The following is a 26,299-nucleotide window of genomic DNA, read 5'->3' on the forward strand; positions in this document are numbered from 1 at the left end:
CCGTTTGCGCGGACTCAGCGGGTGGGGCGGGGCTCCTCCTCCGTGCGGATGAGCGACCAGAACGCCTCGATCGCGTCGGCCATGTCGGCGGCCGGATCGAGCATCCACTGCACCTGCATGCCGTCGGCGACAGCCACCGCCAGGCGCGCGAGCGTGCGCGCGTCGACGCCGTCTCGCACCCGGCCGGCCTCCTGCTCCGAGCGGAGGTACCCCTCCAAGCCTGCGACGATCTGCTGGTAGCGCGACACGAAGTAGTCGTGGCCGGGGTGGTCGGGGTCGGCCGCCTCCGCGGAGATGGTCGCGTAGAGCTGGACGAGTCCCGGCACTTCGGCGTTGTGCCGCACGATGCCGACCAGGCCGTCGAACGCCCCGCTCCAGTCCGCGCCGAACTCACCGCCTGCGGAGTCGACCTCGTCGCGCTTGCGGAGCACCTCCGAGAAGAGCTCCTCCTTCGAGGAGAAGTGGTGCAGGAGCCCGGCCTGACTGAGCCCGACGGACTCGGCGATCTCGCGCAGCGACGCCTTGCGGTAACCCTTCTCGGCGAACACCTCCAGGGCGCGGGCGAGGATCTCCTCGCGTTTGGCGATTCCCTTGGCGTATCCGCGCTTCTCCGGCATGGGTCCAGGCTAGTGGGCGCCGTCTGACGGGCAGCTCAGCGGCGCCGGTCAGCTCGTCAGCACGAGCACCGGCGGCACCACCACGAGCAGCGCCGCGGCGACCACGACCAGGAGCCGCAGCCCCGGCCCGACCGTGCGGTGGCCGGACGTGAGCCGCGCCTCGCGCGCCAGCAGCGCCGACCTCCGCTGCTCGGGCGTGCGCGGGTCCTTCGGTGCGCCGAGCGCGGCGCCCGCCGAGCCCGTCGAGTCCACGATCCGGATGGCGTCCGCCAGCACCGCGTCGCCTGCTGTCCGGCGGGCGGTGTCGTCGGCCAGCATCTCCACCAGCAGCGCCACCGCGTCCTGCGCGCGCGTGGCGATCGGGAACCACGGAAGGGCGCGCTTCCAGGACCGGAACGCGTCGAGCAGAAGGTGGTGCTTCTGGCGCAGGTGCGCGCGTTCGTGGGCGATCACGGCCTCCAACTGCTCGGGGGTGAGCAGCTCGATCATCCCCTCGGACAGCACGGTGACGCTACGCGCGCCGGGGAGGCAGTACGCGGCGGGGGCCGGGTGGTCGATGATCCGGGTCGCCGGCTCGTCGGGCAGTGGCGAGCTGAGCAGCCGTAGCAGTTCCATGTGGCGGTGGCGCTGGCTCCGGCTGCGCACCGAGGTGAGCGCGAGGTTCAGCACCAGGTGCGCCGTCAGCAGCACGGCGGCGCTCAGGAAGAAGGTGTGCAGGAGTGACACGCCGGCGGGAAGCGGTCCGCTGAACAGCGTCGCGGCCGCACCGGAGATCCGGCTGGGGAGGTCGTACCCGAACGGCTGCAGCCCGGCGAGCAGCAGCGAGCCGATCATCGAGATGCCGCCGGCGAGGGCGATCGACTGCCAGAGCGCGAGCGCGAGGCCGGGTGCGGCGGGCGGCCACTTGGCGCGCGCCAGCAGCAGCGGCACCGGCCAGGCGAGGGCGACCGCCAGGACGCCGAGCAGGATGGCGGTCGAGTCGACGACGGGCATCCCGGTCAGCTGCGGGCGTCGAGCAGCCGGCGGAGCATCGCCGCCTCGGACTCGTCGACCGAGCCGACGAAGTAGGCGAGGGCCTCCGTGCGGTCGGTGGAGGTCTCCAGGACTTCGCGCATCAGGTCGGCGACGTGGTTCGCGCGCGTGAGGGTGGCGAAGTACAGGTGGGGGCGCGCGTCGCGGTCGCGGTCGACGAACCCCTTCTGCTCCAGGCGGGACAGCACCGTGAGCACCGTGGTGAGCGCAGGGGTCTTGCCGCCGTCGCGGGTGGCCACTAGCTTGTCGCGCAACTCGTTGGCGGTGATCGGGGCGTCGCCCGACCAGAGGGCGTCCATCACCGCACGTTCGAGTTCTCCGAGATTGGCCACGGATCCAGGGTAGCGCGACAAGGCTGTGAATGTTCTACACTCTGTAGAAGTAGTCTTCTACACGCTGTAGAACAACGACCGGAAAGGTGGGCTGCGTGAACGAGATCCTCGATCCGCTGCTGCTGGCACGCTGGCAGTTCGGACTGACGACGATTTACCACTTCCTGTTCGTTCCGCTCACCATCGGCCTCGTCACGGTCGTCGCGATCTTCCAGACCGCGTGGTACCGCAGCGGAAAGGTCCACTACCTCCAGCTCACGCACTTCTTCGGCAAGCTCTTCCTGATCAATTTCGCGATGGGCGTCGTGACCGGGATCGTGCAGGAGTTCCAGTTCGGCATGAACTGGTCGAACTACTCGCGGTTCGTCGGTGACGTCTTCGGCGCGCCGCTCGCCTTGGAGGGCCTGCTCGCGTTCTTCCTGGAGGCCACCTTCATCGGGCTCTGGATCTTCGGCTGGGACAAGCTGCCGCGCGGCGTCCATCTCGCCTGCATCTGGATCGTGGCCGTCGGCTCCATCCTGTCGGCGTACTTCATCCTCGCCGCCAACGCGTTCATGCAGAACCCGGTCGGCTACACGCTCAACCACGCCCGCGGCCGCGCGGAGCTCACGGACCTGTGGGCGGTGCTGACCAACAAGGTCGCCCTGGCCGCGTTCCCGCACACGATCTTCGGCTGCTTCATGGTCTCCGCCGGCCTCATCATCTCGGTCGCCGCGTGGCATCTCTCGCGGACCCGCAACCTCGAGACGATGCGCCCCGCGCTGAAGTTCGGGCTCTGGATGATGGTCGTCGCCGGCATCGGCAGCGTCGTCAGCGGCGACCAGCTGGGCCTCGCCATGGTCCAGACCCAGCCGATGAAGATGGCCGCGGCCGAAGCGCTCTACAAGACCTCGACCGGCGCCGACGCGTCGTTCTCGATCTTCACCCTCGGCACGCCGGACGGCGTCCACGAGCTGTTCTCGATCCGCATCCCGTACCTGCTGTCGTTCCTCTCGACGCACACGCTCACCGGGACCGTCGAGGGGATCAACGACCTCAACGCGCACTACCAGCAGCTTTTCGGCCCCGGCGACTACACCCCGATCATCTGGGTCACCTACTGGGCGTTCCGCTGGATGATCGGCCTCGGCCTCCTGCACGTCCTGGTCGCCGTCGTCGGCCTGTGGTTCACGCGCAAGGGCCGGACGCCACCGTGGGCGTGGATGTGGAAGGTCGCGATCTGGGCGTTCCCGCTGTCCCTGGCCGCGATGATCGTCGGCTGGATCTTCACCGAGATGGGCAGGCAGCCCTGGCTCGTGTTCAGCCTGATGAAGACGCAGGACGGCGTCTCGCCCGGCACGACAGGACTCGAGGTCCTGATCTCGCTGGTGGCCTTCACCGCGATCTACGGCACGCTCGCCGTGGTCGAGTTCAGGCTCATCAAACGCGCGGCCCAGAACGGACCGGCCCCCGCCGAGGAGCACCTCGACGACGCGGGCAACCACGTCCCCGTCGCCACGGTCTACTAGGAGCAACGACATGGATCTCGCAGTCCTCTGGTTCGGCATCATCGCCTTCTTCTTCATCGGCTACTTCGTGCTCGACGGGTTCGACTTCGGCGTCGGGATGTCGTTGCCGTTCCTCGGCAGGGACGAGACCGACCGCCGGGTGCTCATCAACACCATCGGCCCGGTCTGGGACCTCAACGAGACCTGGCTGATCGTCGGCGGCGCCGCGCTCTTCGCGGCCTTCCCGGAGTGGTACGCGACGCTGTTCAGCGGCTTCTACCTGGCGCTGCTGCTGATCCTGCTGGCGCTGATCGTGCGCGGGGTGTCGTTCGAGTACCGGCACCAGCGCCCGGGTTCGCGGTGGAAGAAGTGGTTCGACGGGATGATCGTCGTCGGCTCGGCCGTGCCGGCGCTGCTCTGGGGCGTCGCCTTCGCGAATGTGGTGCAGGGCGTGGCGCTCGACCACGGCCACAACTACACCGGGACGCTGTTCGACCTCCTGAACGGGTACGCCCTCCTCGGCGGCGTGACAACGCTGCTGCTGTTCTTCACCCACGGCGTCGTCTTCGTGTCGCTCAAGACGGATGGGGAGATCCGGACGCGGGCGCGGAGGCTGGCGACACGGTCGGGGCTGCTCGCGATCGTGGCGGCCGCGGCTTTCCTGGGCTGGACCGTGATCGCGCACTTCTCGGTGGCGCTCCTCGTCCTCGCGGCGCTGGCCGCGGTCGCGCTCATCGCGTCGTGGATCCTCAACCTGCGCGGAGCGGAGGGCTGGTCGTTCGCGTTCATGGCGGTCACGATCGCGCTCGCGGTGGTGTCGCTGTTCGTCGCGCTGTTCCCCGACGTCATGCCGTCGTCGCCGAACCCGCAGAACAGCCTGACGATCGCCAACGCCTCCAGCACGGACACGACGCTGACGATCATGACCTGGGTCGCGGTGATCTTCCTGCCGCTGATCCTGGCGTACCAGGCGTTCACCTACTGGGTGTTCCGCAAGCGGGTGACGCGCGCGAGCATCCCGGGTGAGCCCGCCGGGCCCGTCGACCCCGAACCGGTGGCCGCCTGACGTGCGCCCCCTCGATCCCCGCCTCCTCCGCTACGCGGCCGCGACGCGCGTCACGCTCGCGACCGGCGCGCTCGTCACGGTGCTGCAGACCGCGGCTGTGGTCGCGTTCGCCTGGCTGGTCACCCGGCTCGTCATCCGCGCGATCGCGGGGGCGACGTTCGCGGAGCTGAGCGCGCTCTTCGCCGGGCTCGTGCTCGTCGTCATCGCGCGCGGCGTCCTGCTCTGGCTGGCGGAGGCGGTGTCGTCGCGCGGCGGGGCCCTGGTCGTCGCGCAGCTCCGGGAGCAGCTCGTCGACGCCTTCGGCCACCTCGGGCCGCGGGGACTCGCCGGGCGCAGCGGCGCCGACCTGACGCTCGTCGCCGGCCGGGGGATGGACGCGCTGGACGGCTACTTCGCGAAGTACCTCCCGCAGCTCATCGGCACCGCGGTCGCGATGCCGCTGCTCGTGCTGGTGATCGGCTGGCAGGACCTCACCAGCGGCATCATCCTCGTGCTCACCCTCCCGCTCATCCCGGTGTTCATGGTGCTGGTCGGCTGGGCGACGCAGGCGGCGCAGCAGAAGCAGTGGGCGGCGCTCTCGACGCTGTCGCGCGGTTTCCTCGACGTCGTCGCCGGCCTGCCGACGCTCACGCTGTTCGGGCGGCAGCACCGGCAGGAGGCGCGGATCCGGGCGGTCAGCGAGGAGTACCGGACCCGCACGATGAAGGTCCTGCGGCTGTCGTTCCTCTCGGGATTCGTGCTGGAGCTCGCCGCCAGTCTCTCGGTCGCGCTGATCGCCGTGGCGATCGGACTGCGCCTGCTCAGCGGCTCGCTCGAGCTGTCGGTCGGGCTGTTCGTGCTGCTGCTGGCTCCGGAGGCGTTCCTGCCGTTGCGCAACGTCGGCGCGGCCTACCACGCGGCGACCGAAGGGATGGAGGCCGCGGCGAAGGCGTTCGAGCTCCTGGACGCGGCGCAGGACGTCGTGCCGGAGGCCGTCGTCGGGTCTGCCGCGACGGGGCTGGTGTTCTCCGAGGTCGGCGTGGCCTATGACGGACGCGACGCTGTCAGCCCGTTCTCCGCCGTGGTGCGGCCAGGGACGCTGGCGGTGCTCAGTGCGCCGAGCGGAGCGGGCAAGACCAGCCTGATCGCGGCGGCGCTCGGGTTCGTCGAGCATAGCGGGACGATCGCGGCCGGGGGACGCGCCGACGCCGCGGGACGCCGGGCGGCCATCGCGTGGGCCGGCCAGAAGCCGGGACTCCGCGCGGGCACGATCGCGGAGAACGTCGCACTCGGCGACCCGGCGCCGGATCGGTCGCTCGTTCTCGCGTCGCTGCGGGCGGCTGCTGCGCCGGAACTCGACCCCGACCTCGTGGTCGGGTCCGGCGGCACGGGGCTGTCGGGCGGCCAGGCGCAGCGGGTCTCGGTCGCGCGGGCGCTCTACCGGCTCCGCAGGCGGTCCTGCCCGGTGCTGATCCTGGACGAGCCGACGTCCGCGCTCGACGCCGAGACGGAGCGGGCGCTGCTGGTGTCGCTGCGAGCGGTCGCGGATGAGGGAGCGGCCGTCCTGGTGGTAAGCCACCGGGAGCCGGTCGTGGCCGCCGCCGATGAGGTCCTCGAGCCGGGGGTGCTGTCCGATGTCCGTCACTGAGACCGTCCGGGGCGAGCGGGAGCAGAGCCGCCGGATCCTCCGCCTGGCGCTGCCCCCGGCGCGCCGGCTCTGGACGGCGATCGCCCTCGGCGCGCTGAGCGGCGGAAGCGCCGTCGCGCTTCTCGGCGTCTCGGCGTGGCTGATCACGCGCGCCTCCGAGCAGCCGGCGCTCCTGTACATCTCGGCCGCGGTCGTCGGGGTGCGGGCGTTCGCGCTCGGCCGCGCGTTCTTCCGTTACCTGGAACGGCTCGCCGGCCATGACGCCGCCTTCCGCCGGCTCGGCGACATCCGCGCCGACCTGTTCGCACGGCTGGTGCCGCTCGGCCCCGACGGGGTGGGCGCCGGGAACCGCCGGCTCCGGAAGGTGAGCGGCGGCGAACTGCTCTCCCGGCTGGCTGACGACGTGGACGAGCTGCCCGACTTCGCGCTCCGGGTCGTGCAGCCGCTGGTGTCCGGCGGTGTGGTGGTACTCGCGAGCGCGGCGGCCGCATTCGTGCTCCTCCCCGCAGCCGGGGTCGCACTCCTCCTGACACTGGCTGCGGCCTTCGTCGTCGGCACTCTCGTCAACCGCTGGGCGGCCGGTTCGGCGGAACGCCGGATCGCCCCGCTGCGCGCGGCCCTCGCCTCCGCCCTGCACGACCTGGTGACCGACCTCGACCTCCTGATCGCATTCGACGCGCTGCCCCAGGCACGCGAGCGGGTGAGGCAGGCGAGCGCGCGGCTCACCGCTGCCGTGCGGCGCCGCGCGGCCGGGCTCGGCCTGACGGCGGGCGCGGTGTCCCTGCTCGCGGGCTTCGCGACCGTGCTGGCGCTCGCGACCGGCATTCCCGCGCTGGAGGCTGGGCGCCTGGATGCGCCGACCCTCGCGGTCGTCGCCCTGCTCCCGCTGGCGGTGTTCGAGGTGTTCGGCACCCTCCCGCTGGCGTTCGGCGCCTGGCGGCGGGTGCGGGCGAGCGCCGGGCGGATCGCGGACACCGTACCCACGACCATCCCGGACGGCGTGCCAGTGGACGCGGCCGCCGCGGCATCGCTGACCGTGACGTCGGTGCCCGACGTGACGCTGAACCTCCGCTCGGCGCACTGGCCGGGGCAGGACATCCCTGTCCTCCGGTCCATCGACCTGGTGCTGCGGGCGGGGGACCGCGTGGTGCTGACCGGTCCGACCGGCGCGGGCAAGACGGCACTCGCCCATGTTCTCACCCGGTTCCTCGACCTCGACGGCTGCTACGAGATCGACGGCGTCGACGTGCGCGGCGTGCGGCAGGACGACGTGCGCCGCGTGGTCGGCCTGGCCGAACAGCAGCCCTACCTGTTCGACTCGGACCTGCGCCAGAACCTCCTCTTCGCGCGCGAGACCGCAACCGACGAGGAACTGCTCGTCGTGCTGGACCGGGTCGGCCTGGGGGAGTGGACGCACTCCCGCGGTGGCCTCGACAGCCCGGTCGGCGAGCGCGGCGCGCTCGTCTCGGGAGGCCAGGCCCAGCGGATCGCGCTCGCGCGGGCCCTGCTCGCCGACTTCCCGGTGCTGGTCGTCGACGAGCCGACCGCGAACGTCGACGCTGCGGTCGCGGACCGGATCGTGCGCGACATCCTCACGACGGCCGCGGACGACGGCCGCACGGTGCTGCTGATCTCGCACACGCCCGTCCCCGACGCCCTCGTGACGCGCCGCCTCCACCTGGAGGCCGGCACGCTCGCCGCGTGACGCGCCGCGCTTCCCGCGTTCGCGCGCCGACTCGCAACGCCGGCGATTCGTGCCGAATCGTGGCGGCGGCGCGTCAGCGGAGCAGTCGCGCCAGCGCCCCGAAGCGCGACCGCCACGACGCCGTGCGCGCCGGGTCGTGGCCGAGCGCCGGGCCGTCCACCCATACCGTCACGTCGCGGATCCCGTGCAGCGCGTTGACCGCCCACAGCGCCACTCCGTCGAGCTCCGAGGGCCGGACCGCCTCCTCCTCGACCGGCACGCTCAGTGCGGCGGCGATCCCGCGCACGGTCCGCGCGGCCACGCTGTCCACGCGCGGCAGCGAGAACGGCGGCGCGCACAGCGTGTCCCCGCGCCACCACAGCAGCGCCGTGGTCGTGCCGTCGGACACCCGGCCGTCGTCCAGGATGACGGCCTCCTGAGCGCCCACATCCTGCGCACGCTGCCGGAGGACGTTCAGCCGGTCGATGTCCGGACCCTTCAGGTGCGGCACGCGCCGCGGGTCGGTCGCCGCCGTCGCCACCACCAGGTCGGAGCCGAGCGGCGGCGCTGCGCGGAGGCGGAAGCGGAGCCGCAGAGCGTCCCACACGCGCACCAGCTCGAACCGCGGGAACGAGCGACCGTCGTCGGGCAGCAGCGCCACACCGGCCTCCCAGAACGCGGCCAGCTCGTCCGTGTCGCGGAGACCCTGCTCGCGCGCCGTCTCGGCGAAACGCTCGCGGTGCAGCCCGAGCGCCAGGACGCGCCCTTCCGCGACGAGGAAGGAGTCCGCCGCCAGGAGCTCGGTCTCCGCGACCTCGCAATCGTCGCGGGCGGTGAGCGCGCCGCCGGCCCAGTCGTAGAGGGTCGCCGAGGTGTCCATCCGCCCAGGCTAACGCCCGCCGCGGCGTACACCCCGCCTGGTGCAGACTGGTCCGGTGCTCCCGTCACCCCGAACACATCGCCTGCGCACCCGCGTCGACCCGGCTGACGCCTTCGCCGCGCTGTTCGCGACGGGCGACGCGGTCTGGCTCGACAGCGGCCCCGACGCCGAAACGGGCCGGAGCGTCATCGGATCAGGCGCGCGGCTCGCCACGGCGTCCGTGGCCGAGGGAGCCGTGACGGTCGACGGCCGGAGCTTCGACGGCAGCATCCTGGACGCGCTGCGCGAGGAGCCGGCGGCCACGGACGGCTACCCGCTCGGGTGGATCGGCTGGCTGGGCTACGAGGCCGGTGCCGCCGCGCTCGGTGTGCCGTACACCGCCGGGCCCGGGCTGGACGCCGCGTTCCTCTTCGTCGACCGCCTGGTGGTGTTCGACCATGCGGACGGCTCGGCGACGGTGGTGGATGCGACGCCGGAGGGCGACTGGCTCGGCGAGACGGTGGAGGTGCTCGCCGCGGCGGAGGGAGCTGCCGCACGCTATGCGGCGGCGCATCCGGTGCCGGCGGACGCCACGGCTGCCACCGCACCCACCGCCACCACCCCCACCTGGCGCCACACCGCCTCCGCCTACCTCGCGATGATCGCCGCCTGCCAGGAGGCCATCCGCGCCGGCGATGCCTACCAGCTCTGCCTCACCAACACCGCGACCGCCGCCACCACCGCCGACCCGCTCGCCGTGCACCTGCGCCTGCGCCGCGACAGCCCCGCCCACCACGCCGGCTTCCTCCGGATCGCTGGCGAGTCGCTGGTGAGCTCGTCGCCCGAGCAGTTCCTCCTGGTCACCGCCGACGGCCACGTGCGCACCAAGCCGATCAAGGGCACCCGCCCGCGCGGCGCGACCGTCGCCGAGGATCTCCGCCTGCGCGCCGAGCTGGAGGCCAGCGAGAAGGAGCAGGCCGAGAACGTCATGATCGTGGACCTCATGCGCAACGACCTCGGGCGCGTGTGCGAGGTCGGCAGCGTCGGCGTCCGGCACCTGCTGGAGGTGGAGAGCTACGCCCAGGTGCACCAGCTCGTCAGCACGGTCGAGGGGAGGCTGCGGCCCGGGCTGACCGCCGTGGACGCGCTGGCCGCCGCGTTCCCCGCCGGCTCGATGACCGGAGCGCCCAAGCTGTCCGCGATGCGCATCCTCGCCGGGCTGGAGGACGGTCCGCGCGGTGTCTACTCGGGCTGCTTCGGCTCGCTCGCGGCGGACGGCTCCGCGGATGTCGCGATGGTGATCCGCAGTCTCCGGTTCCGCGACGGCGTCGTCACGATCGGCGCCGGGGGCGGGATCACCGCGCTGTCCGTCCCCACCGAGGAGCTCGAGGAGGTGTCCATCAAGGCTGCCGCCCTCTTCCGCGCCGCGGGCCTTCGACCTCCCGGGAACGGACCGGACCCCTCCAACGTTTAGTAACCTGGAAGCTCGGGCCGCGCGCCCGAACGCCTTCTCGTCGCGACGCCCCTCCGGCCGCGGCGACATCCGAGAGAGAGTCCAGTGGCACACGAGCACGATGCAGCACCCGCACCGGTCCGCGAGGCCGGCGCGCACTACGACTTCACCGAGATCCAGAACGCCTGGCTCCCGGTCTGGGACGAGCTGAAGCCGTTCTCCACGGCCGACCCGGACGACAAGCGTCCGCGCAAGTACGTGCTCGACATGTTCCCGTACCCCTCCGGCGACCTGCACATGGGCCACGCCGAGGCGTACGCGCTGGGCGACGTCATCGCCCGGTACTGGCGCCAGCAGGGCTTCAACGTGCTGCACCCGATCGGCTGGGACTCCTTCGGCCTGCCGGCGGAGAACGCCGCGATCAAGCGCGGACTGGACCCGGCCGGCTGGACCAACGACAACATCGCCCAGCAGAAGGCGTCGATGCGCCGCTACGCGCCCAGCTTCGACTGGGACCGCGTGCTGCAGACCAGCGACCCCGGCTACTACCGCTGGAACCAGTGGCTGTTCCTGAAGCTGCACGAGAAGGGCCTGGCCTACCGCAAGGCCTCCCAGGTCAACTGGTGCCCCTTCGACCAGACCGTGCTGGCGAACGAGCAGGTCGTGAACGGCCGTTGCGAGCGCTGCGACAACCTGGTCACGAAGAAGAAGCTGACCCAGTGGTACTTCCGGATCACCGACTACGCGGACCGGCTGCTGGACGACCTGAACCAGCTGGAGGGCGCCTGGCCGTCCAAGGTGCTGTCGATGCAGCGCAACTGGATCGGCCGCTCCACCGGCGCCGACGTGCAGTTCGCGATCGAGGGCCGCGAGGACCCCGTGACGGTCTACACCACGCGCCCCGACACCCTGTACGGCGTGACGTTCATGGTGGTCGCGCCGGACTCCGACCTAGCCGCCGAGCTGGTCGCCGACGTGCGGCCGGAGGTGCGCGCGCGCTTCGACGAGTACCTGGAGGCCGTCCGCGGCACCACCGAGATGGACCGCCTGAGCACCGACCGCGAGAAGACCGGCGTCTTCCTGGAGCGCCACGCAGTCAACCCGCTGACCGGCGAGCGCATCCCGATCTGGGCCGCCGACTACGTCCTGAGCGACTACGGCCACGGCGCGATCATGGCCGTGCCCGCGCACGACCAGCGCGACCTGGACTTCGCGCGCGCCTTCGACCTGCCGGTGCGGGTCGTGGTCGACACGACCCAGCCGGTGACCGGCGCCATCCCGATCATCCGCACCGACCCGGCGACCGGTGAGCCGATCCTGCCGGAGGACGCTCCGCTGGAGAACCCGGCCGAGACCGGCGTCGCGCTGACCGGGGAGGGGCGCCTGATCAACTCGGGGCCGTTCGACGGGCTGAGCAAGTCGAACGCGATCCGCCGGGTCACCGAGGCGCTGCAGAGCTCCGGACTGGGCGCGCCGGCGAAGAACTTCCGCCTGCGCGACTGGCTGATCTCGCGCCAGCGCTACTGGGGCACGCCCATCCCGATCATCCACTGCGAGCAGTGCGGCGAGGTCCGCGTGCCCGAGTCGGAGCTGCCGGTGCTGCTGCCGCCCGCGGAGGGACTGGACCTGCAGCCGAAGGGCACCAGCCCGCTGGGCGGCGCGACGGACTGGGTCAACGTGGCCTGCCCGAACTGCGGCGGCCCGGCCCAGCGCGACACCGACACGATGGACACCTTCGTGGACAGCTCGTGGTACTTCCTGCGCTTCCTGAACCCGAACGACGCCACGCAGGCCTTCGACCCGCGCGAGGCGGAGAAGTGGGCGCCGGTCGACCAGTACGTGGGCGGTGTGACGCACGCGATCCTGCACCTGCTGTACGCGCGGTTCATCACCAAGGTGCTGTTCGACCTGGGCTCGATCAGCTTCACCGAGCCGTTCACGGCGCTGCTGAACCAGGGCATGGTCCTGATGGACGGCTCCGCGATGAGCAAGTCGCGCGGCAACCTGGTGAAGCTGTCGGAGCAGCTGGACGAGCACGGCGTCGACGCGGTCCGGCTGACCATGTCATTCGCCGGCCCGCCGGAGGACGACATCGACTGGGCGGATGTCTCGCCGTCCGGCAGCGCGAAGTTCCTGGCGCGCGCCTGGCGCGTGGCGCATGACGTCACGAGCGCGCCCGACGTCGTGTGGAAGACGGGCGACCCGGCGCTGCGCCGGGTGACCCACCGTTTCCTGGCCGACGCCCCGGGACTGATCGAGGCGTTCAAGTTCAACGTCGTCGTCGCGCGCCTGATGGAGCTGGTCAACGCTACCCGCAAAGCGATCGACGGCGCCGCCGGCCCGGCCGACGCGGCGGTGCGCGAGGCCGCCGAGGTCACCGCGATGGCGCTGAACCTGTTCGCGCCGTACACCGCGGAGGACATGTGGGCGATCCTGGGCTACGAGCCCTCGGTCGCGCTGGTGCCGTGGCGCAAGCCGGACCCGACGCTGCTGATCGAGGAGTCGGTGACCGCCGTGTTCCAGGTGGACGGCAAGGTGCGCGACCGCGCTGAGGTGTCCCCGAAGATCGCGTCCGACGACCTGGAGGCGCTGGCCCGCGGGTCGGAGGCCGTGGTCCGCTCGATCGGCGACCGCGAGATCGTGAACGTCATCGTGCGGGCGCCGCGACTGGTGAACATCGCGACGCGGGGCTGAATCCCTCCCTTTGCTCGGTTTGCTGCGGCGGTCCTCCACAGGAGGGCCGCCGCGGTTGTTTATCCACTGATCCGGCACTCGCCCGTCAGCGGGCCCGCTGCGTTCGTAGCGTGTGGGGATGCGACATCGGGACGAGGACACGGAGCGCGCGCCATCGCGTCGGCTGAAGGTCGGCATCGGGGCCGCGGCGGTGCTGCTGGTGGCCGCGTTCGTCGTGGCGGCGGTCGTGTCCGGGCTGAGCGGCGGGCGGGAGCTGCCGGTGACGGCGGGGACGGCGGGCGCCTTGTCGGTGACGTCGTCTGGGACGCCGTCCCCGATGCCGGCACCGGGCGATCCGACCGGCGACGAACTCTTCGTCCACGTCTCCGGCGCGGTGAACAAGCCGGGGCTGATCCGGTTGCAGGCCGGTGCGCGGGTCGTGGACGCCGTGGAGGCCGCGGGCGGCTTCGCCGATGGAGCCGACCCGGCCGGGGTGAACCTTGCGCGCCGGGTCCACGACGGCGAGCAGTTGCGGGCGCCGCTGGTCGGCGAGCCTGTGCCGGCGGGTGCGGGCGCCGACGCGGCCGGCGCGGCTCCGGCTGATGGCGCGCTGGTGGACCTCAATACGGCGTCCACCGCACAACTCGAGACCCTCCCGCGGATCGGTCCCGCGATGGCGCAGCGCATCGTCGACTGGCGGACGTCGAACGGCCGGTTCGGAGCGGTGACCGACCTCCTCAAAGTCACCGGCATCGGCCAGAAGCTCTTCGACGGCGTCAAGGACAAGGTGACGGTCTGATGCCCGACCTGCGACTGGCGATACCGGCGGCGGCGCTGTGGGTGTGCTGCGGCGTGGGTGTGGGGGTCGCCGCGGCGATGCCCGCGGTCGCGGCCGTCGCGGGCCTGGGCGCGGTGGCGGCGCTGGCGGTGGCCCTGCTGACCGGCGGGAGGCGAGCACGGACACGGCGCCGCTCTGCTCGCTGGGGCTCACGCGCACGCGTGCCCGGTCGGCCGTGGCCTGGCCTCGCCGTCTCCTTGGCGGCCGTCGCGCTCGGCGCTGCCTGCGTCGCGGCGCTGGCGCCGGGTCGGACCGATGCCGCGCTCGAGGCGGCCTCGGCCCATCACGGCACCGTGGAGGTCGCCCTGCGCGTGGAAAGCGCGCCGAAGCGGGCGGCGCCGGGGTTCGACGGCGCCGAGCGCTGGCGGTTGCGCGGCACGACCGTCGCGTCGGCGGCCCCGCTCGGCGTGGGTGAGCGCGGCTCCGTGGGGGGTGTGGCGCAGCCGGTCCACGCGGGCGTCCCTGTCTCTGTGCTCCTCCAGGGCACCGCGCACTCGGTCCGCGCCTATGCCCTCGGCACCGTCATCGCCGCACACATGAGCGTGCGCCCGAACGATCCGGGGGAGGCCACGACCTTCACCCTCCGGGCCACGGCAGCGCCGGAGGTGCGTGAGCCGCCGTCCTGGTGGCTCGCCTGGCCGTCGCCGGTCCGTGCGGCCTTCGCCGACGCGGCCTCCACCACCCCCGGCGACGGCGGCGCGCTTCTCCCCGGGTTGGCCATCGGGGACGAGACGAACGTGAGCGCCGGGCTCGACGACGCGATGAAGGTGAGCGCTCTCAGTCACCTGACTGCGGTCTCCGGGGCCAACTGCGCGCTGGTGACCGGCCTCGTCTTCCTGCTGGCGCGCCTGGCCGGCCTCGGCCGCCGGGGCCGCATCCTGGTGGCTGGCGCGTCGCTTGCGGCGTTCGTCGTGCTGGTCGGACCGGGCGCCAGCGTGATCCGCGCCGCGACGATGGCCGCCGTCGTGCTCGTCGGGCTCGCGCGCGGCCGTGTCGCCGACGGCCTTCCTGCGCTCGCCCTCGCGGTGGTCGTGCTGCTCGTCCGCGACCCGTGGCTCGCACGCGACTACGGCTTCGCGCTCTCTGTGCTCGCCACCGCCGGGCTCCTGGTCCTCGCCCGGCCTCTCGCGCACAGCCTGGGGCGGTGGTTGCCGCGCGGCGTGGCGATCGCGCTCGCGGTGCCGCTGGCTGCGCAGCTCGCGTGCCAGCCCGTGCTGATCCTGCTGACGCCGACGCTGCCGCTGTTCGGGGTCCTGGCGAACCTGGTGGCCGAGCCGGCGGCTCCCGTCGCGACGGTGCTCGGCTGCGTCGCCTGCCTGGTCCTGACGTGGGCGCCGGCGCTCGGCCAGGTCGTCGTGTGGATCGCCTGGCTGCCCTCGGCGATGATCGCCGCCGTCGCGCGGTTCAGCGCCGGCCTGCCCGGGGCCGCGCTGCCGTGGCCGGACGGGATCGTCGGCGTGGCGCTCTGCGCGCTGACCCTGCTGGCCGTGGGGCTCCTCGCCGCGCGTGCGCGGCTGCCGCGAGCCGTCGTGGCTACGGCTTCGGTCTGCCTGCTGGCCGGCGCGACGGTCTACGCAGGAGCACTCGGCGGTATCGGAGCAGGACGCTCCTGGGGACGCCCACCGGACTGGGTGTACGCCGCCTGCGACGTCGGGCAGGGCGACGCCGTTCTGCTGCGCGACGGCGACCACGTCGGACTCATCGACGTGGGCCGGCATCCCCAGCCGGTGACGGACTGCCTGGACACGCTCGGGATCGCACGGCTCGACTGGGTGCTCCTGACGCACTTCGACATCGATCACGTCGGCGGCGCCGACGGGGTGCTCGGCCGTACCGGGCGCGCGATCGTGGGGCAGGCGGACCGGCCGTCCGATCACGCCCTCGTCGACCGGCTGACGGCGGCGGGGATCTCGGTCGAGCAAGGCCGCGCGGGCATCGAGGGAGCGCTGGGCGCGCTCCGCTGGCGGATCGTCTGGCCGCCGCCGGTCGGCCCGGGGGAGACGGCGCTGAGCGGGAACCCCGGAAGCCTCGTCGTGCACACCGAAGGGACCGGCCTCCGCGGGCTGTTCCTCGGCGACCTCGGCGAGCGGGAGCAGGAGCAGCTCACCGCGACGGGCGTCCTCGGCAGGATCGACGTGGTCAAGGTCGCCCACCACGGGTCGGCCGATCAGAGCGCGGCGCTCTACGACACCATCCGCGCACGGCTCGGCCTGCTGTCCGTCGGGGCGGACAATGGTTACGGGCACCCGACGCGCCGGGCCTTCGAACTTCTCGCCCGCTCCGGCACCGCCACCGCGCGGACGGACCGGTCGGGCCTCCTCCTGGTGTCCGCCGGCGCGGACGGCCCCCGGATCTGGGGAGAGCGCGAGGACTCCGCCGCAGCGGCGGACTCTGCCGGTGGTCCCCTCTATCCTTTATACGGACGAGGAGGAACGTGGCGACACGAAGCAACAGCAGGAGCGGCTCCGGCGGCGCGCGAGGCCGGGCAGGCGGCGCTGCCGCCAAGAGCGCCATCCCGCAGCTCGCCTGGAACCAGGTCCGGCCCGCGCCCGTGGTCCTCGTCTCCGGCACGGAAGGCTTCCTCGCCGACCGGGCCACACGGCTGCTGCGCGACCGCCTCAAGCAGGAGGACCCGAGCCTGGAGGTCAGCGACATCTCGGCGGCGGACTACGCGCCGGGGGAGCTGCTCACGCTCGCGAGCCCCTCCCTGTTCGGCGAGCCGCGGCTCATCCGGGTGGACGCGGTCGAGAAGACCGGCGACGGGTTCCTGTCCGACATGCTCGACTACCTCGCCGCGCCGGCCGAAGGCGCCGTCGTCGTCCTGCGGCACGCCGGCGGGGTGCGCGGCAAGAAGCTGCTCGACGCGATCCGCGCCGGCACGGGCGGCGGCGTCGAGGTCGTCTGCGCCGAGCTCAAGAAGGACACCGAGAAGTACGACTTCGCGCAGGCCGAGTTCGCCGCAGCGGGTCGCAAGATCGCACCCGGTGCGCTCCGGTCGCTGACCTCCGCGTTCGCAGACGACCTCGCCGAGCTCGCCGCCGCGTGCCAGCAGCTCATCTCCGACGCCGCCGAGCAGATCACCGAGGCGACCGTCGACAAGTACTACGGCGGCCGCGTGGAGTCCAACGCGTTCCAGGTCGCCGATCAGGCGATCGCCGGCCGGTACGGCGAGGCCCTGGTGACGATGCGGCACGCGCTGGCGTCGGGCGCCGACCCGGTGCCGATGGTGGCGGCGTTCGCGAGCAAGATCCGCACGATGGCCAAGATCTCGGGCGCGCGCGGCGGCTCCGGGCAGCTCGCCCAGCAGTTCGGGCTCGCGCCGTGGCAGGTCGACCGCGCCCGCCGCGACCTGTCCGGCTGGACGGAGGACGGACTCGGCCGCTGCATCGAGGTCCTCGCGGAGACCGACGCCAACGTGAAGGGCGGCGGCCGGGACCCGGTGTTCGCGCTGGAGCGGATGATCCGCATCGTCAGCGCCCGCGGTCGCGCCTGAGCCGCTGCGCCTGAGCGGTCGCGCCTGAGCGGCCAAGCCAGGGCAGTCGGACGATGGCCAACGCACCTCACATGCAGCGAGCCCCCGCTCCCGTGGATACGGGGCGGGGGCTCGTCGCGGCGCGGGACAGGTCCCGCGAGCGGTCACCGTGTCAGAGCGCGGCGACCTGCTTGGCGATGGCCGACTTGCGGTTCGCCGCCTGGTTCTTGTGGATGACGCCCTTGCTGGCCGCCTTGTCGATCTTCTTGGCGGCGAGACGCAGCGCCGCGGTCGCCTTCTCCTTGTCGCCGGCGACGACAGCCTCGCGGGTGGCGCGGATGGCCGTCTTCAGCTCGCTCTTGACCGCCTTGTTGCGCTCCTGCGCCTTCTTGTTGGTCTTGTTGCGCTTGATCTGCGACTTGATGTTTGCCACGTACGGTTACTTTCGTTCGAAGTGAGTATCGGATGTGCCGCTCAGCGAGAGAGGGCGCCTTGCGGCGTTCGTGCGGGACACCCACACGCAAGCCAACAAACAACTTTACCAGCGGCCGACAGTTCCGCCAAAACGCAGCAAGTCGCGGGCCGGTCCGATGCCCGGTCCCCTCAGGAACGCGCGAACTCCGGCGCGTAGCTGCCGGTCGCGATCTCGTCGGTCAGCGCCGGGCCGTTGGGCTCCCAGCCGAGGTCGATCCGCGCCTTCGAGCCGCGGGCCTGCTGGTCCAGCAGCAGCGCCTCCGCGAGACCCGCGCCCAGCCGGGCCTCGGTCTCGGCGACGGTCTCCGGCACCACGCCCGAGGCTCCCGCGGCGGCCGCGGCGAGTTCGCCGAGCTCCCTCACCGTCGGGTTGGCGCCGCTCGCGCCGATGTACACCGAACCGGCCGTCCCGTGCTCGAGCGCGAGCACGTACAGGGCGGCGAGGTCGTCCACGTGCACGGTCGCCCAGTGCTGCGAGCCGTCGCCGATCAGCCGCAGCGGAGCGCCGTCGCCGGCGTCGCGCGGCGCGTCCACGATCACGCGGGCGAGCCCCGCGCCGTGGCCGTAGACGATCGACGGGACGACGACGGTTCCGCGCGCGCTCTCGGCGCCGAGCACCAGCGCCTCGGTCGCGCCGCGCCACGCGGTGATCGCCGGCGGCGCCGCAGGGGAGTCCTCGGCGATCTCGGCGTTCGAGCCGTAGGTCCACACGCCGCCCGTGTGCACGAAGGGCTTGCCCGACGAGCCGATCCCCTCCAGCACGGCGGGAATGAACACCGGGTCGACGTCCGAGCCGGAGGCCAGATGCACGACGCCGTCGCTCTCGCGCGCCAGCCGGGTCAGGAGCTCCACGTCGGTCGCGTCGCCCACCACGGCGGCCGCGCCGGCGGCCCGCACGGTTTCGGCCTTCGCCTCGTCGCGGACGAGCGCGGTGACGCTGTGGCCTTCTTCGAGGAGGCGGGGGAGGACGGAGGAGCCGATGTAGCCGGTCGCGCCGGTCAGGAGAATGGTCATGACAGGGGACAACGCAGCGCGCACGCGCCCATTCCCGCGAGGCGGTCCACCATGAGCGCGAGCCGGTGGATGATGCCGCGAGGCGGTCGACCCTCAGCACAAGGCGCACGGCCCGGCGCACGAGGCACGGCCACCGCGGCGAGGGGACCCGGTCGCCCCGAAGCGTAGGCTCGACCGCATGACCACTGCCAGCATCGCCATCGTCAACGCCCACGTCGTCCCGGTCGCCGGAGACCCGATCGAGGAGGGCACGGTCATCGTCGAGGACGGGAAGATCACCACCGTCGGCCCGTCGGCGGAGGTCGTCGTTCCGGACGGTGTGCGCGTGGTCGACGCGAGCGGCAAGTGGGTGCTGCCCGGCTTCGTGGAGGCCCACGGACACGTCGGCATCCACGAGGAGGCCAACGGCCCGGCCGGCGACGACACCAACGAGATGACGACGCCGAACACGGCCGCCGTGCGCGCGATCGACGCGGTCAACATCGACGACGAGGGCTTCCGCGACGCGCTCGCCGGCGGCGTGACCGCGATCGTCGTCAAGCCGGGCTCCGGCAACCCGATCGGCGGCCAGACCGTCGCGATCAAGAGCTGGGGCGGCCGCACGATCGACGAGCAGGTGATCAAGGAGGCCGTCAGCGTGAAGTCCGCCCTCGGCGAGAACCCGAAGCGTGTCTACGGCGGCAAGAACCAGACGCCGAGCACGCGCCTGGGAGTCGCCATGATCATCCGTGAGGCGTTCGTGGACGCGCAGAATTACGCCGCCTCCCGCGCCGAGGCCGAGCGCGACGGCAAAGCGTTCGCGCGCGACCTGACCAAGGAGACGCTGACGCGCGTCCTCGACGGCGAGCTGGTCTGGGACCAGCACACGCACCGCCACGACGACATCGCCACGGCCATCCGGCTCGCCGACGAGTTCGGCTACAAGCTCGTGGTCAACCACGGCACCGAAGCGCACAAGATCGCCGACGTCCTCGCCGAACGCGATATCCCGGTGATCTTCGGCCCGATGTTCACCTCGCGGTCCAAGGTCGAGCTGCGCGACCGCGCCATCGCCAACCTCGCGCACATCGCCGCCGCGGGCGTCCGCGTCGCGATCACCACCGACCACCCGGTCGTGCCGATCAACTTCCTCGTGCATCAGGCGTCGCTCGCGGTCAAGGAGGGACTGCCGCGGGAGACCGCGCTGGAGGCGCTGACGGTGAACCCGGCGTCGTTCCTCGGCCTCGACGACCGGATCGGCGCGCTGAAGCCCGGACTGGACGGCGACATCGTGGTCTGGTCGGGCGACCCGCTGGACGTGAACTCCCGCGCCGAGCTCGTCGTGATCGACGGCGCCGAGGTCTACCGCTGGGCGGACGGCGCCGGCCACGTCATCGAGCGAGCCGAGCGCTTCGCCTGACCCGCCCCGCCGAGGACCCGCCGAGCAGCCACCGAGTACGCAGATTGTCCGCGTACTCGGCGGTTTTCACCTGATTTCGGCCGTACTCGGCGGTTCGGGGCCGGGCGGCGGTCGTGGGAGAATGAGCGCACAATGTCACCACGAGCCCTGAAGCCACTCGAGCCCGCCGCGACCGACCCGGCCTCCATCCGCAACTTCTGCATCATCGCGCACATCGACCACGGCAAGTCGACGCTGGCCGACCGGATGCTGCAGATCACCGGTGTGGTCTCCGACCGCGACATGCGCGCGCAGTACCTCGACCGCATGGACATCGAGCGCGAGCGCGGCATCACGATCAAGAGCCAGGCCGTGCGGATGCCGTGGGCCGTCGACGGCGGGACCTTCGCCCTCAACATGATCGACACCCCCGGGCACGTGGACTTCACCTACGAGGTCTCCCGGTCGCTCGCCGCCTGCGAGGGCGCCATCCTGCTCGTGGACGCCGCCCAGGGCATCGAGGCCCAGACCCTCGCGAACCTCTACCTGGCGCTGGAGAACGACCTCACGATCATCCCGGTGCTGAACAAGATCGACCTCCCCGCGGCCGACCCCGAGAAGTACGCGCAGGAGCTCGCCAGCCTGATCGGCGGCCGCCCGGAGGACGTCCTGCGGGTCTCCGGCAAGACCGGGATGGGCGTGGAGGCCCTGCTCGACCGCGTCGTGCAGGAGATCCCCGCGCCCGTCGGCGTCGCCGACGCCCCCGCCCGCGCGATGATCTTCGACTCGGTCTACGACAGCTACCGCGGCGTCGTCACGTACGTGCGAATGGTGGACGGCAAGCTCAGCCCGCGCGAGCGCATCCAGATGATGTCGACCAAGGCGACGCACGAGATCCTGGAGATCGGCGTCTCCTCGCCCGAGCCGACCCCGTCGAAGGGCCTCGGCGTCGGCGAGGTCGGCTACCTGATCACAGGCGTGAAGGACGTCCGCCAGTCCAAGGTCGGCGACACCGTCACCACCGCGGCCAAGCCCGCCACCAACGCGCTCGCGGGCTACACCGAGCCGAAACCGATGGTGTTCTCCGGCCTGTACCCGATCGACGGCAGCGACTACCCGGAGCTCCGCGAGGCCCTGGACAAGCTGAAGCTGTCCGACGCCGCGCTGGTCTACGAGCCGGAGACCTCGGTCGCGCTCGGCTTCGGCTTCCGCTGCGGCTTCCTCGGCCTCCTGCACCTGGAGATCGTCACCGAGCGTCTGGAGCGCGAGTTCGGCCTCGACCTGATCACCACTGCGCCGAGCGTGATCTACGAGGTCACCACCGAGGACAAGAAGGTCGTCACGGTCACCAACCCGAGCGAGTTCCCCGGCGGCAAGATCGACAGGGTGGAGGAACCGGTCGTCAAGGCGGCCATCCTCGCGCCCAAGGACTACGTCGGCGTCATCATGGAGCTCTGCCAGGGCCGCCGCGGCACGCTGCTCGGCATGGAGTACCTCGGCGAGGACCGCGTCGAGATCCGCTACACGATGCCGCTCGGCGAGATCGTCTTCGACTTCTTCGACCAGCTCAAGAGCAAGACGGCCGGCTACGCGTCGCTCGACTACGAGCCGTTCGGCGAGCAGGAGGCCGATCTGGTGAAGGTGGACATCCTCCTCCAGGGCGAGACGGTCGACGCGTTCAGCGCGATCGTCCACCGCGACAAGGCCTACGCCTACGGCACGATGATGGCCGGCCGGCTGCGCGAGCTGATCCCGCGCCAGCAGTTCGAGGTCCCCATCCAGGCCGCGATCGGCGCGCGGATCATCGCGCGCGAGAACATCCGCGCGATGCGCAAGGACGTGCTCGCGAAGTGCTACGGCGGCGACATCACCCGCAAGCGAAAGCTGCTCGAGAAGCAGAAAGAGGGCAAGAAGCGCATGAAGATGGTCGGGCGTGTGGAGGTGCCCCAGGAGGCGTTCATCGCGGCGCTGTCGGGGGACACCGAGAAGAAGGACAAGAAGTAGCCGGGTTCGCACTCCCTCCCCATTTGACGCAGGATAGAAGCCATGCGCCGCACCAGCTTCACCGACCAGCCCGTCACGTACGGGTTCATCGGCGGCACGCAGGCCGCTGACCTGCTCTACTACCCGCCCAAGGGCTACCGACCGCTGGAGCGGAAGGTGCGGCTTGGCAGCGGCGAAGAGCGGTTCGAGACCGCAGCGGCCGCGCTCATGAGCTGGGGCGTGCAGCGCAACAGCGGCATCCGGGTGACCGAGGTGCACGAGGGCACCGGCGTCCAGTACGAGGGCATCGAGTTCGCCGAGGACGGCACGCCGAAGGGGATGCGCGAGCACAAGACGGCCGAGGACGTATTCGCCGACGACGGCACGCCCTTCATCCAGAACGGGATGACCGCCGTGCTCAAGGTGCCGTTCGGGCCGTTCAAGGTGTCGGCGCCGTGCCGGGTCGTCTACGTGGTCGACGAGCCGCACCGGCGCGGGTTCGCCTACGGCACGCTCAAGGGGCACCCGGAGAGCGGCGAGGAGGCCTTCCTGGTCGAGATGCGCGACGACGGGACCGTGTGGTTCGTGCTGCGCGCGTTCTCCCGGCCCTCCAACGCGTTCTACCGGCTCGCCTCGCCCGTGCTGCGCGTCACGCAGAACCGGTTCACCAAGCGGTACCTGCGTTCGCTGCTGCCCGCGCGGGCGGCCTGATGCCCGGCGCCCTCCCGCTCGGGGACCCGGCGCCCGCCGACGGCCTCCTCCCCGCGACCACGGCCGCCGGCGCGGAGGCGCGTGACTTCGGCGTGTACCTGCACGTGCCGTTCTGCCGGGTGCGCTGCGGCTACTGCGACTTCAACACCTACACGGCCACCGAGCTGCGCGGCGTCGCCCAGTCCGACTACGCGGGCCACGCGGTCCGCGAGGTCGGCTTCGCCCGGGAGGCGCTGGAGCGCAGCGGCGTCCCGGCCCGGCCGGTGTCCACGGTGTTCTTCGGCGGCGGCACGCCCACCCTGCTGCCGCCCGACGACCTCGGCGCCATGCTCGGCGCGGTCCGCGACGCCTGGGGGATCGCCGACGGAGCGGAGGTGACCACGGAGGCCAACCCCGACTCGGTCGACGCCGACGACCTGCGGCGGCTGGCCGACGCCGGCTTCACCCGCGTGTCGTTCGGGATGCAGTCCGCCGTCCCGAGCGTCCTCGCGACGCTGGAGCGCACCCACGACCCGGAGCGCGTGCCGCTCGTCGTCCGCTGGGCGAGGGAGGCCGGACTCCAGGTCAGCCTCGACCTCATCTACGGCACGCCCGGCGAGACGCTGGACGACTGGTCGCGATCGCTCGACGCCGCGCTGGCCTGCGAGCCCGATCACGTGTCGGCGTACGCCCTGATCGTGGAGCCCGGCACCAAGCTGGCGCGGCAGATCCACTCGGGCGCGGTGCAGGAGCCCGACGACGACCTGGAGGCCGACATGTACGAGCTCGCCGACGCCCGGCTCGGCGCGGCGGGCTACGGCTGGTACGAGGTCAGCAACTGGGCGACGGACGACGCGCACCGCTCCCGGCACAACCTGGCGTACTGGCTCGGGCACGACTGGTGGGGCGTCGGGCCCGGCGCGCACAGCCACGTCGGCGGCGTGCGCTGGTGGAACGTGAAGCATCCCGCCGCCTACGCCCAGCGGGTGCTGGCGGGGGAGTCGCCCGCCGCCGGCCGCGAGACGCTCGACGCCGAGACGCGCCGGGTGGAGCGCGTGCTGCTGCTCACCCGCATCCGCGAGGGGCTGCGCACCGACGAATTGACCGGCGACGGCCGCCGCGCCGTCGCCGGGCTGATCGCCGACGGCCTGGTGGACGCGAAAGCCGCCCTCGCCGGGTCGGTGGTTCTGACCCTGCGAGGGCGGCTGCTGGCGGACGCCGTCGTGCGACGGCTGCTCGCCGAGGGATAGCGCGACGAGGCGCTAGCTCAGGAACCGGATCGCGATCGGGTACGTGTAGAACTGGCCCTGGTTCGCCTTGATCGCGGCGATGATGCTGAAGACGATGTTCAGCACCCAGACCGCGAGGATGATGATCAGCCCGATGCCGACGATGCTGAGGATCCAGCCGATCACCGTGGCGATGGCCAGCGTGATCTGGAAGTTCAGGGCGGTCGCGGTGTGCGAGCGGATGAACGGGCCGCGGTCCTTCAGCACCAGGTAGCCGACGAGGGCGGGGATGAAGCTGAACAGGATGCCGCCGACGTGGATGAGCGTCGCCCACAGCTTCTCGTCTGCCGGGCTGAGCTGCGGCTGCTGACCTCCGTACGGCTGCTGCGGCGGCTGTTGCGGCGGCGGGGGCGGGGGCGTTGCGGACATGGTCGTGGTCTCCTCCGTGAATGGGAATTGCGGTCTCAGCCTAGGGGGCGGACGGTGTTCCTGAGAAGAAGCCGAAGTCCCTTCTCCGGACTCGCCGTCCGCCCGCGCCGAGGCGGCGCCTTACTTGATGAAGCGGAAGTTCAGCGGGTAGCGGTAGGTCCCGCCACTGTTCACGCGCACGAAGCCGAGGATCGAGAACACCAGGTTGACGATGTACAGCGCCCACGGGATCAGGAGGCTGAACAGCAGGTAGCCGATGCCGAACGTGAAGGAGCCGATGATCACGCCGAGGATCTGCGAGACGACCCAGGCCAGGATCCAGGTGATCTGCCAGTTCAGCGCCTCTTTGGCCTCCTGGTCGGTCAACCGGCCCCGGTCCTTGAACACCAGCCAGATGATGAGGGAGGGGAGGAACCAGAGGATCCCGCCGAGGTGGGCGAACGACGCCCATTGCTTGTCCTGCGCGGGGTCGAGCGGCGCGGCGGCCGTGCCCGCGTACTGCTGCGGCGGCGGGACCGCGCCCGCGGGCTGACCGGTCGGAGTGCCATAGGTCTGCTGCGGAGGGACCGTGGGCTGCTGGGGAGGGACCGCGCCGGCGGGCTGACCGGGAGCGGCGCCGTACGGCTGCTGGCCGTAGGGCTGCTGAGGAGGCTGTTCGCCCGGGCGGTCGGCGGCGGGCTGGTTCGGGTCTGTCATGCGGAGAACCCTTTCGTGGGCGGCTGCGGGGGCTTTCCTGAGCCGGTGCGCACAGGGTACTGCGCCGGAGGCGCGCGGTAAATCATCCGTGTCCGCGTCTTGACCGCCCTCTCACGCCGACGCGTTATGATTAGCACTCAGGATCACCGAGTGCCAGCGCACTCGGTGTCTTCCCGTGCTCGATCCTCGGGTGCCGAAGCGACGACAGGAGGCGGTTCGCATGGTCTCGGAACGCAGTCTGGAAGTGCTCCGCGTCATCGTGCAGGACTACGTCGCCTCGCGTGAGCCGGTCGGCTCCAAGAGCATCGTCGAGCGGCACGCGTTCGGCGTCTCGGCCGCGACGATCCGCAACGACATGGCCCTCCTCGAAGAGGAGGAGCTGATCGCGGCCCCGCACACCTCCTCCGGCCGGGTGCCGACCGACAAGGGCTACCGGCTCTTCGTCGACCACCTCGCGGAGGCACGGCCGCTGTCGGCCGCGCAGCGCACCGCGATCGAGACGTTCCTCGGCCAGTCGGTGGACCTGGACGACGTGCTCTCCCGCACAGTCCGGTTGCTGTCGCAGCTCACCAACCAGGTGGCGCTCGTGCAGTACCCGTCGGTGGCGCGCTCGCGCATCCGGCACATCGAGCTCGTCGCCCTTGGCTCCCGTCGGCTGCTGAGCGTGCTCATCACCGACTCCGGGGCGGTCGAGCAGCGGGTGATCGAGCTGCAGGAGGAGCTGGACGACGCCGAGATCGCCGAGATCCGCGGCGCGATCAACGGTGCCGCGGCCGGGCTCTCGCTCACCGACGCCGCGGTGCGCCTCCGGGAGCTGCCCAGCCACCTGACCGACCGTACGCGGGCGCTCGTCGCTCCGGTCGCGAGCGCCCTGCTCGACCAGATCGCCGCCAACCGGCAGGACAAGCTGGTCATGGCGGGCGCGGCCAACCTGGCACGCACCGAGACCGACTTCCCCGGCTCGATCACCCCGGTGCTGGAGGCGATCGAGGAGCAGGTGGTCCTGCTGCGGCTCTTCGACGAGATGGCGCTCGACCAGCACGGCGTCGCGGTCAGCATCGGCCGCGAGAACGCCGTCACCGGGCTGACTGAGACCTCGGTCATGTCGAGCGGCTACAGTTCCGGTTCCGACCTGGCCCGTGTGGGCCTGCTCGGCCCGCTCCGCATGGACTACTCCGGCAACATGGCCGCGGTTCGCGCCGTGGCACGCTACCTCTCCCGCCTCCTCGGCGACTGAACTCCGACGCAACGAACAGAAGGAACAGC

General features: G+C 71.8%; 21 protein-coding genes and 1 pseudogene. 14 read left to right on the forward strand and 8 right to left on the reverse strand.

Translation table 11 applies throughout. The features are described 5' to 3' along the window. Positions 1–14 precede the first annotated feature (14 nt). From AC1ROW_RS01945 to AC1ROW_RS01955, 3 genes are read right to left on the reverse strand one after another with little or no spacing between them, the layout of a single operon-like run. A complete protein-coding gene (locus tag AC1ROW_RS01945; protein ID WP_493017181.1) occupies positions 15–617 on the reverse strand; it encodes a TetR/AcrR family transcriptional regulator in 603 nt (200 codons plus the stop codon). Positions 618–665: 48 nt separating this feature from the next. After that, the gene (locus tag AC1ROW_RS01950) at positions 666–1,610 is read right to left on the reverse strand and encodes a M56 family metallopeptidase (RefSeq protein ID WP_493017182.1); all 945 of its coding nucleotides are present in this window, start codon (positions 1,608–1,610) and stop codon (positions 666–668) included. Between the two features lie 5 nt (positions 1,611–1,615). Beyond that, positions 1,616–1,981 (reverse strand): BlaI/MecI/CopY family transcriptional regulator, encoded by a 366-nt coding sequence (locus tag AC1ROW_RS01955; protein ID WP_493017183.1) that lies wholly within the window; start codon positions 1,979–1,981, stop codon positions 1,616–1,618. 95 nt (positions 1,982–2,076) lie between these two features. Between AC1ROW_RS01955 and AC1ROW_RS01960 the strand changes: the two genes are divergently transcribed. Genes AC1ROW_RS01960 through cydC form a run of 4 tightly spaced genes read left to right on the forward strand, consistent with a single transcriptional unit; the run spans position 2,077 to position 7,866 of the window. After that, the gene (locus AC1ROW_RS01960; protein WP_493017184.1) at positions 2,077–3,489 is read left to right on the forward strand and encodes a cytochrome ubiquinol oxidase subunit I; all 1,413 of its coding nucleotides are present in this window, start codon (positions 2,077–2,079) and stop codon (positions 3,487–3,489) included. 10 nt (positions 3,490–3,499) lie between these two features. Further along, positions 3,500–4,534 (forward strand): cytochrome d ubiquinol oxidase subunit II, encoded by a 1,035-nt coding sequence (gene cydB, locus AC1ROW_RS01965; protein ID WP_493017185.1) that lies wholly within the window; start codon positions 3,500–3,502, stop codon positions 4,532–4,534. After that, positions 4,491–6,161: a thiol reductant ABC exporter subunit CydD gene (cydD, locus tag AC1ROW_RS01970; protein ID WP_493017186.1), complete on the forward strand. Its 1,671-nt coding sequence runs from the start codon at positions 4,491–4,493 to the stop codon at positions 6,159–6,161. The genes cydB and cydD overlap by 44 nt, the downstream gene beginning before the upstream one ends. Further along, positions 6,148–7,866: a thiol reductant ABC exporter subunit CydC gene (gene cydC, locus AC1ROW_RS01975; RefSeq protein WP_493017187.1), complete on the forward strand. Its 1,719-nt coding sequence runs from the start codon at positions 6,148–6,150 to the stop codon at positions 7,864–7,866. The genes cydD and cydC overlap by 14 nt, the downstream gene beginning before the upstream one ends. Before the next feature lie 73 nt (positions 7,867–7,939). On the opposite strand, the gene AC1ROW_RS01980 is transcribed toward cydC, so the two are convergent. Next, positions 7,940–8,725, reverse strand: a complete 786-nt coding sequence (locus tag AC1ROW_RS01980; RefSeq protein ID WP_493017188.1) for an aminotransferase class IV — start codon at positions 8,723–8,725, stop codon at positions 7,940–7,942. Between the two features lie 55 nt (positions 8,726–8,780). On the opposite strand from AC1ROW_RS01980, the gene AC1ROW_RS01985 reads away from it, so the two are divergent. The 5 genes and pseudogenes from AC1ROW_RS01985 to holA all read left to right on the forward strand — a co-directional run bounded on the left by AC1ROW_RS01985 (position 8,781) and on the right by holA (position 17,161). After that, entirely contained in the window at positions 8,781–10,178 is a 1,398-nt protein-coding gene (locus AC1ROW_RS01985) for an anthranilate synthase component I family protein (protein ID WP_493017189.1), read from the forward strand. 84 nt (positions 10,179–10,262) lie between these two features. Continuing rightward, entirely contained in the window at positions 10,263–12,851 is a 2,589-nt protein-coding gene (gene leuS, locus AC1ROW_RS01990; RefSeq protein WP_493017190.1) for a leucine--tRNA ligase, read from the forward strand. A gap of 118 nt (positions 12,852–12,969) precedes the next feature. Continuing rightward, positions 12,970–13,629, forward strand: coding sequence for a helix-hairpin-helix domain-containing protein (locus tag AC1ROW_RS01995; protein ID WP_493017191.1), 660 nt, complete (start codon positions 12,970–12,972; stop codon positions 13,627–13,629). Positions 13,630–14,204: 575 nt separating this feature from the next. After that, positions 14,205–15,494: pseudogene (locus AC1ROW_RS02000) on the forward strand (ComEC/Rec2 family competence protein); the annotation flags it as partial. Between the two features lie 608 nt (positions 15,495–16,102). After that, on the forward strand, positions 16,103–17,161 hold the full coding sequence (gene holA, locus AC1ROW_RS02005; protein WP_493017192.1) for a DNA polymerase III subunit delta: 1,059 nt from the start codon (positions 16,103–16,105) through the stop codon (positions 17,159–17,161). Positions 17,162–17,312: 151 nt separating this feature from the next. Here holA and rpsT read toward each other — a convergent pair whose 3' ends face one another. Both rpsT and AC1ROW_RS02015 read right to left on the reverse strand, forming a co-directional pair. Then, on the reverse strand, positions 17,313–17,573 hold the full coding sequence (rpsT, locus tag AC1ROW_RS02010; RefSeq protein WP_179605938.1) for a 30S ribosomal protein S20: 261 nt from the start codon (positions 17,571–17,573) through the stop codon (positions 17,313–17,315). A 170-nt stretch (positions 17,574–17,743) separates the two neighbouring features. Further along, complete coding sequence (locus AC1ROW_RS02015) at positions 17,744–18,628, reverse strand: NAD-dependent epimerase/dehydratase family protein (RefSeq protein ID WP_493017193.1); 885 nt, start codon at positions 18,626–18,628, stop codon at positions 17,744–17,746. A 178-nt stretch (positions 18,629–18,806) separates the two neighbouring features. Between AC1ROW_RS02015 and AC1ROW_RS02020 the strand changes: the two genes are divergently transcribed. The 4 genes from AC1ROW_RS02020 (at position 18,807) to hemW (ending at position 23,929) form a co-directional block, all read left to right on the forward strand. After that, on the forward strand, positions 18,807–20,027 hold the full coding sequence (locus AC1ROW_RS02020) for an amidohydrolase (RefSeq protein ID WP_493017194.1): 1,221 nt from the start codon (positions 18,807–18,809) through the stop codon (positions 20,025–20,027). A 132-nt stretch (positions 20,028–20,159) separates the two neighbouring features. Next, positions 20,160–22,010, forward strand: coding sequence for a translation elongation factor 4 (gene lepA, locus AC1ROW_RS02025; protein WP_493017195.1), 1,851 nt, complete (start codon positions 20,160–20,162; stop codon positions 22,008–22,010). A 42-nt stretch (positions 22,011–22,052) separates the two neighbouring features. Then, the gene (locus AC1ROW_RS02030) at positions 22,053–22,700 is read left to right on the forward strand and encodes a DUF1990 domain-containing protein (RefSeq protein WP_493017196.1); all 648 of its coding nucleotides are present in this window, start codon (positions 22,053–22,055) and stop codon (positions 22,698–22,700) included. Then, positions 22,700–23,929 carry a radical SAM family heme chaperone HemW gene (hemW, locus tag AC1ROW_RS02035; RefSeq protein ID WP_493017197.1) on the forward strand — a complete coding sequence of 410 codons (1,230 nt, stop codon included), beginning with the start codon at positions 22,700–22,702 and terminating at the stop codon, positions 23,927–23,929. The genes AC1ROW_RS02030 and hemW overlap by 1 nt, the downstream gene beginning before the upstream one ends. A gap of 12 nt (positions 23,930–23,941) precedes the next feature. Here the strand turns inward: hemW and AC1ROW_RS02040 are convergent, their stop codons facing one another. After that, complete coding sequence (locus AC1ROW_RS02040) at positions 23,942–24,337, reverse strand: DUF4870 domain-containing protein (RefSeq protein ID WP_493017198.1); 396 nt, start codon at positions 24,335–24,337, stop codon at positions 23,942–23,944. 120 nt (positions 24,338–24,457) lie between these two features. After that, entirely contained in the window at positions 24,458–25,033 is a 576-nt protein-coding gene (locus tag AC1ROW_RS02045; RefSeq protein ID WP_493017199.1) for a DUF4870 domain-containing protein, read from the reverse strand. Between the two features lie 220 nt (positions 25,034–25,253). Here AC1ROW_RS02045 and hrcA point away from each other — a divergent pair, with 220 nt between their 5' ends. Further along, entirely contained in the window at positions 25,254–26,270 is a 1,017-nt protein-coding gene (gene hrcA, locus AC1ROW_RS02050) for a heat-inducible transcriptional repressor HrcA (protein WP_493017200.1), read from the forward strand. The last annotated feature ends 29 nt before the right edge of the window (positions 26,271–26,299 follow it).

The organism is Leifsonia sp. GW821-FHT13C09, assembly GCF_058806435.1.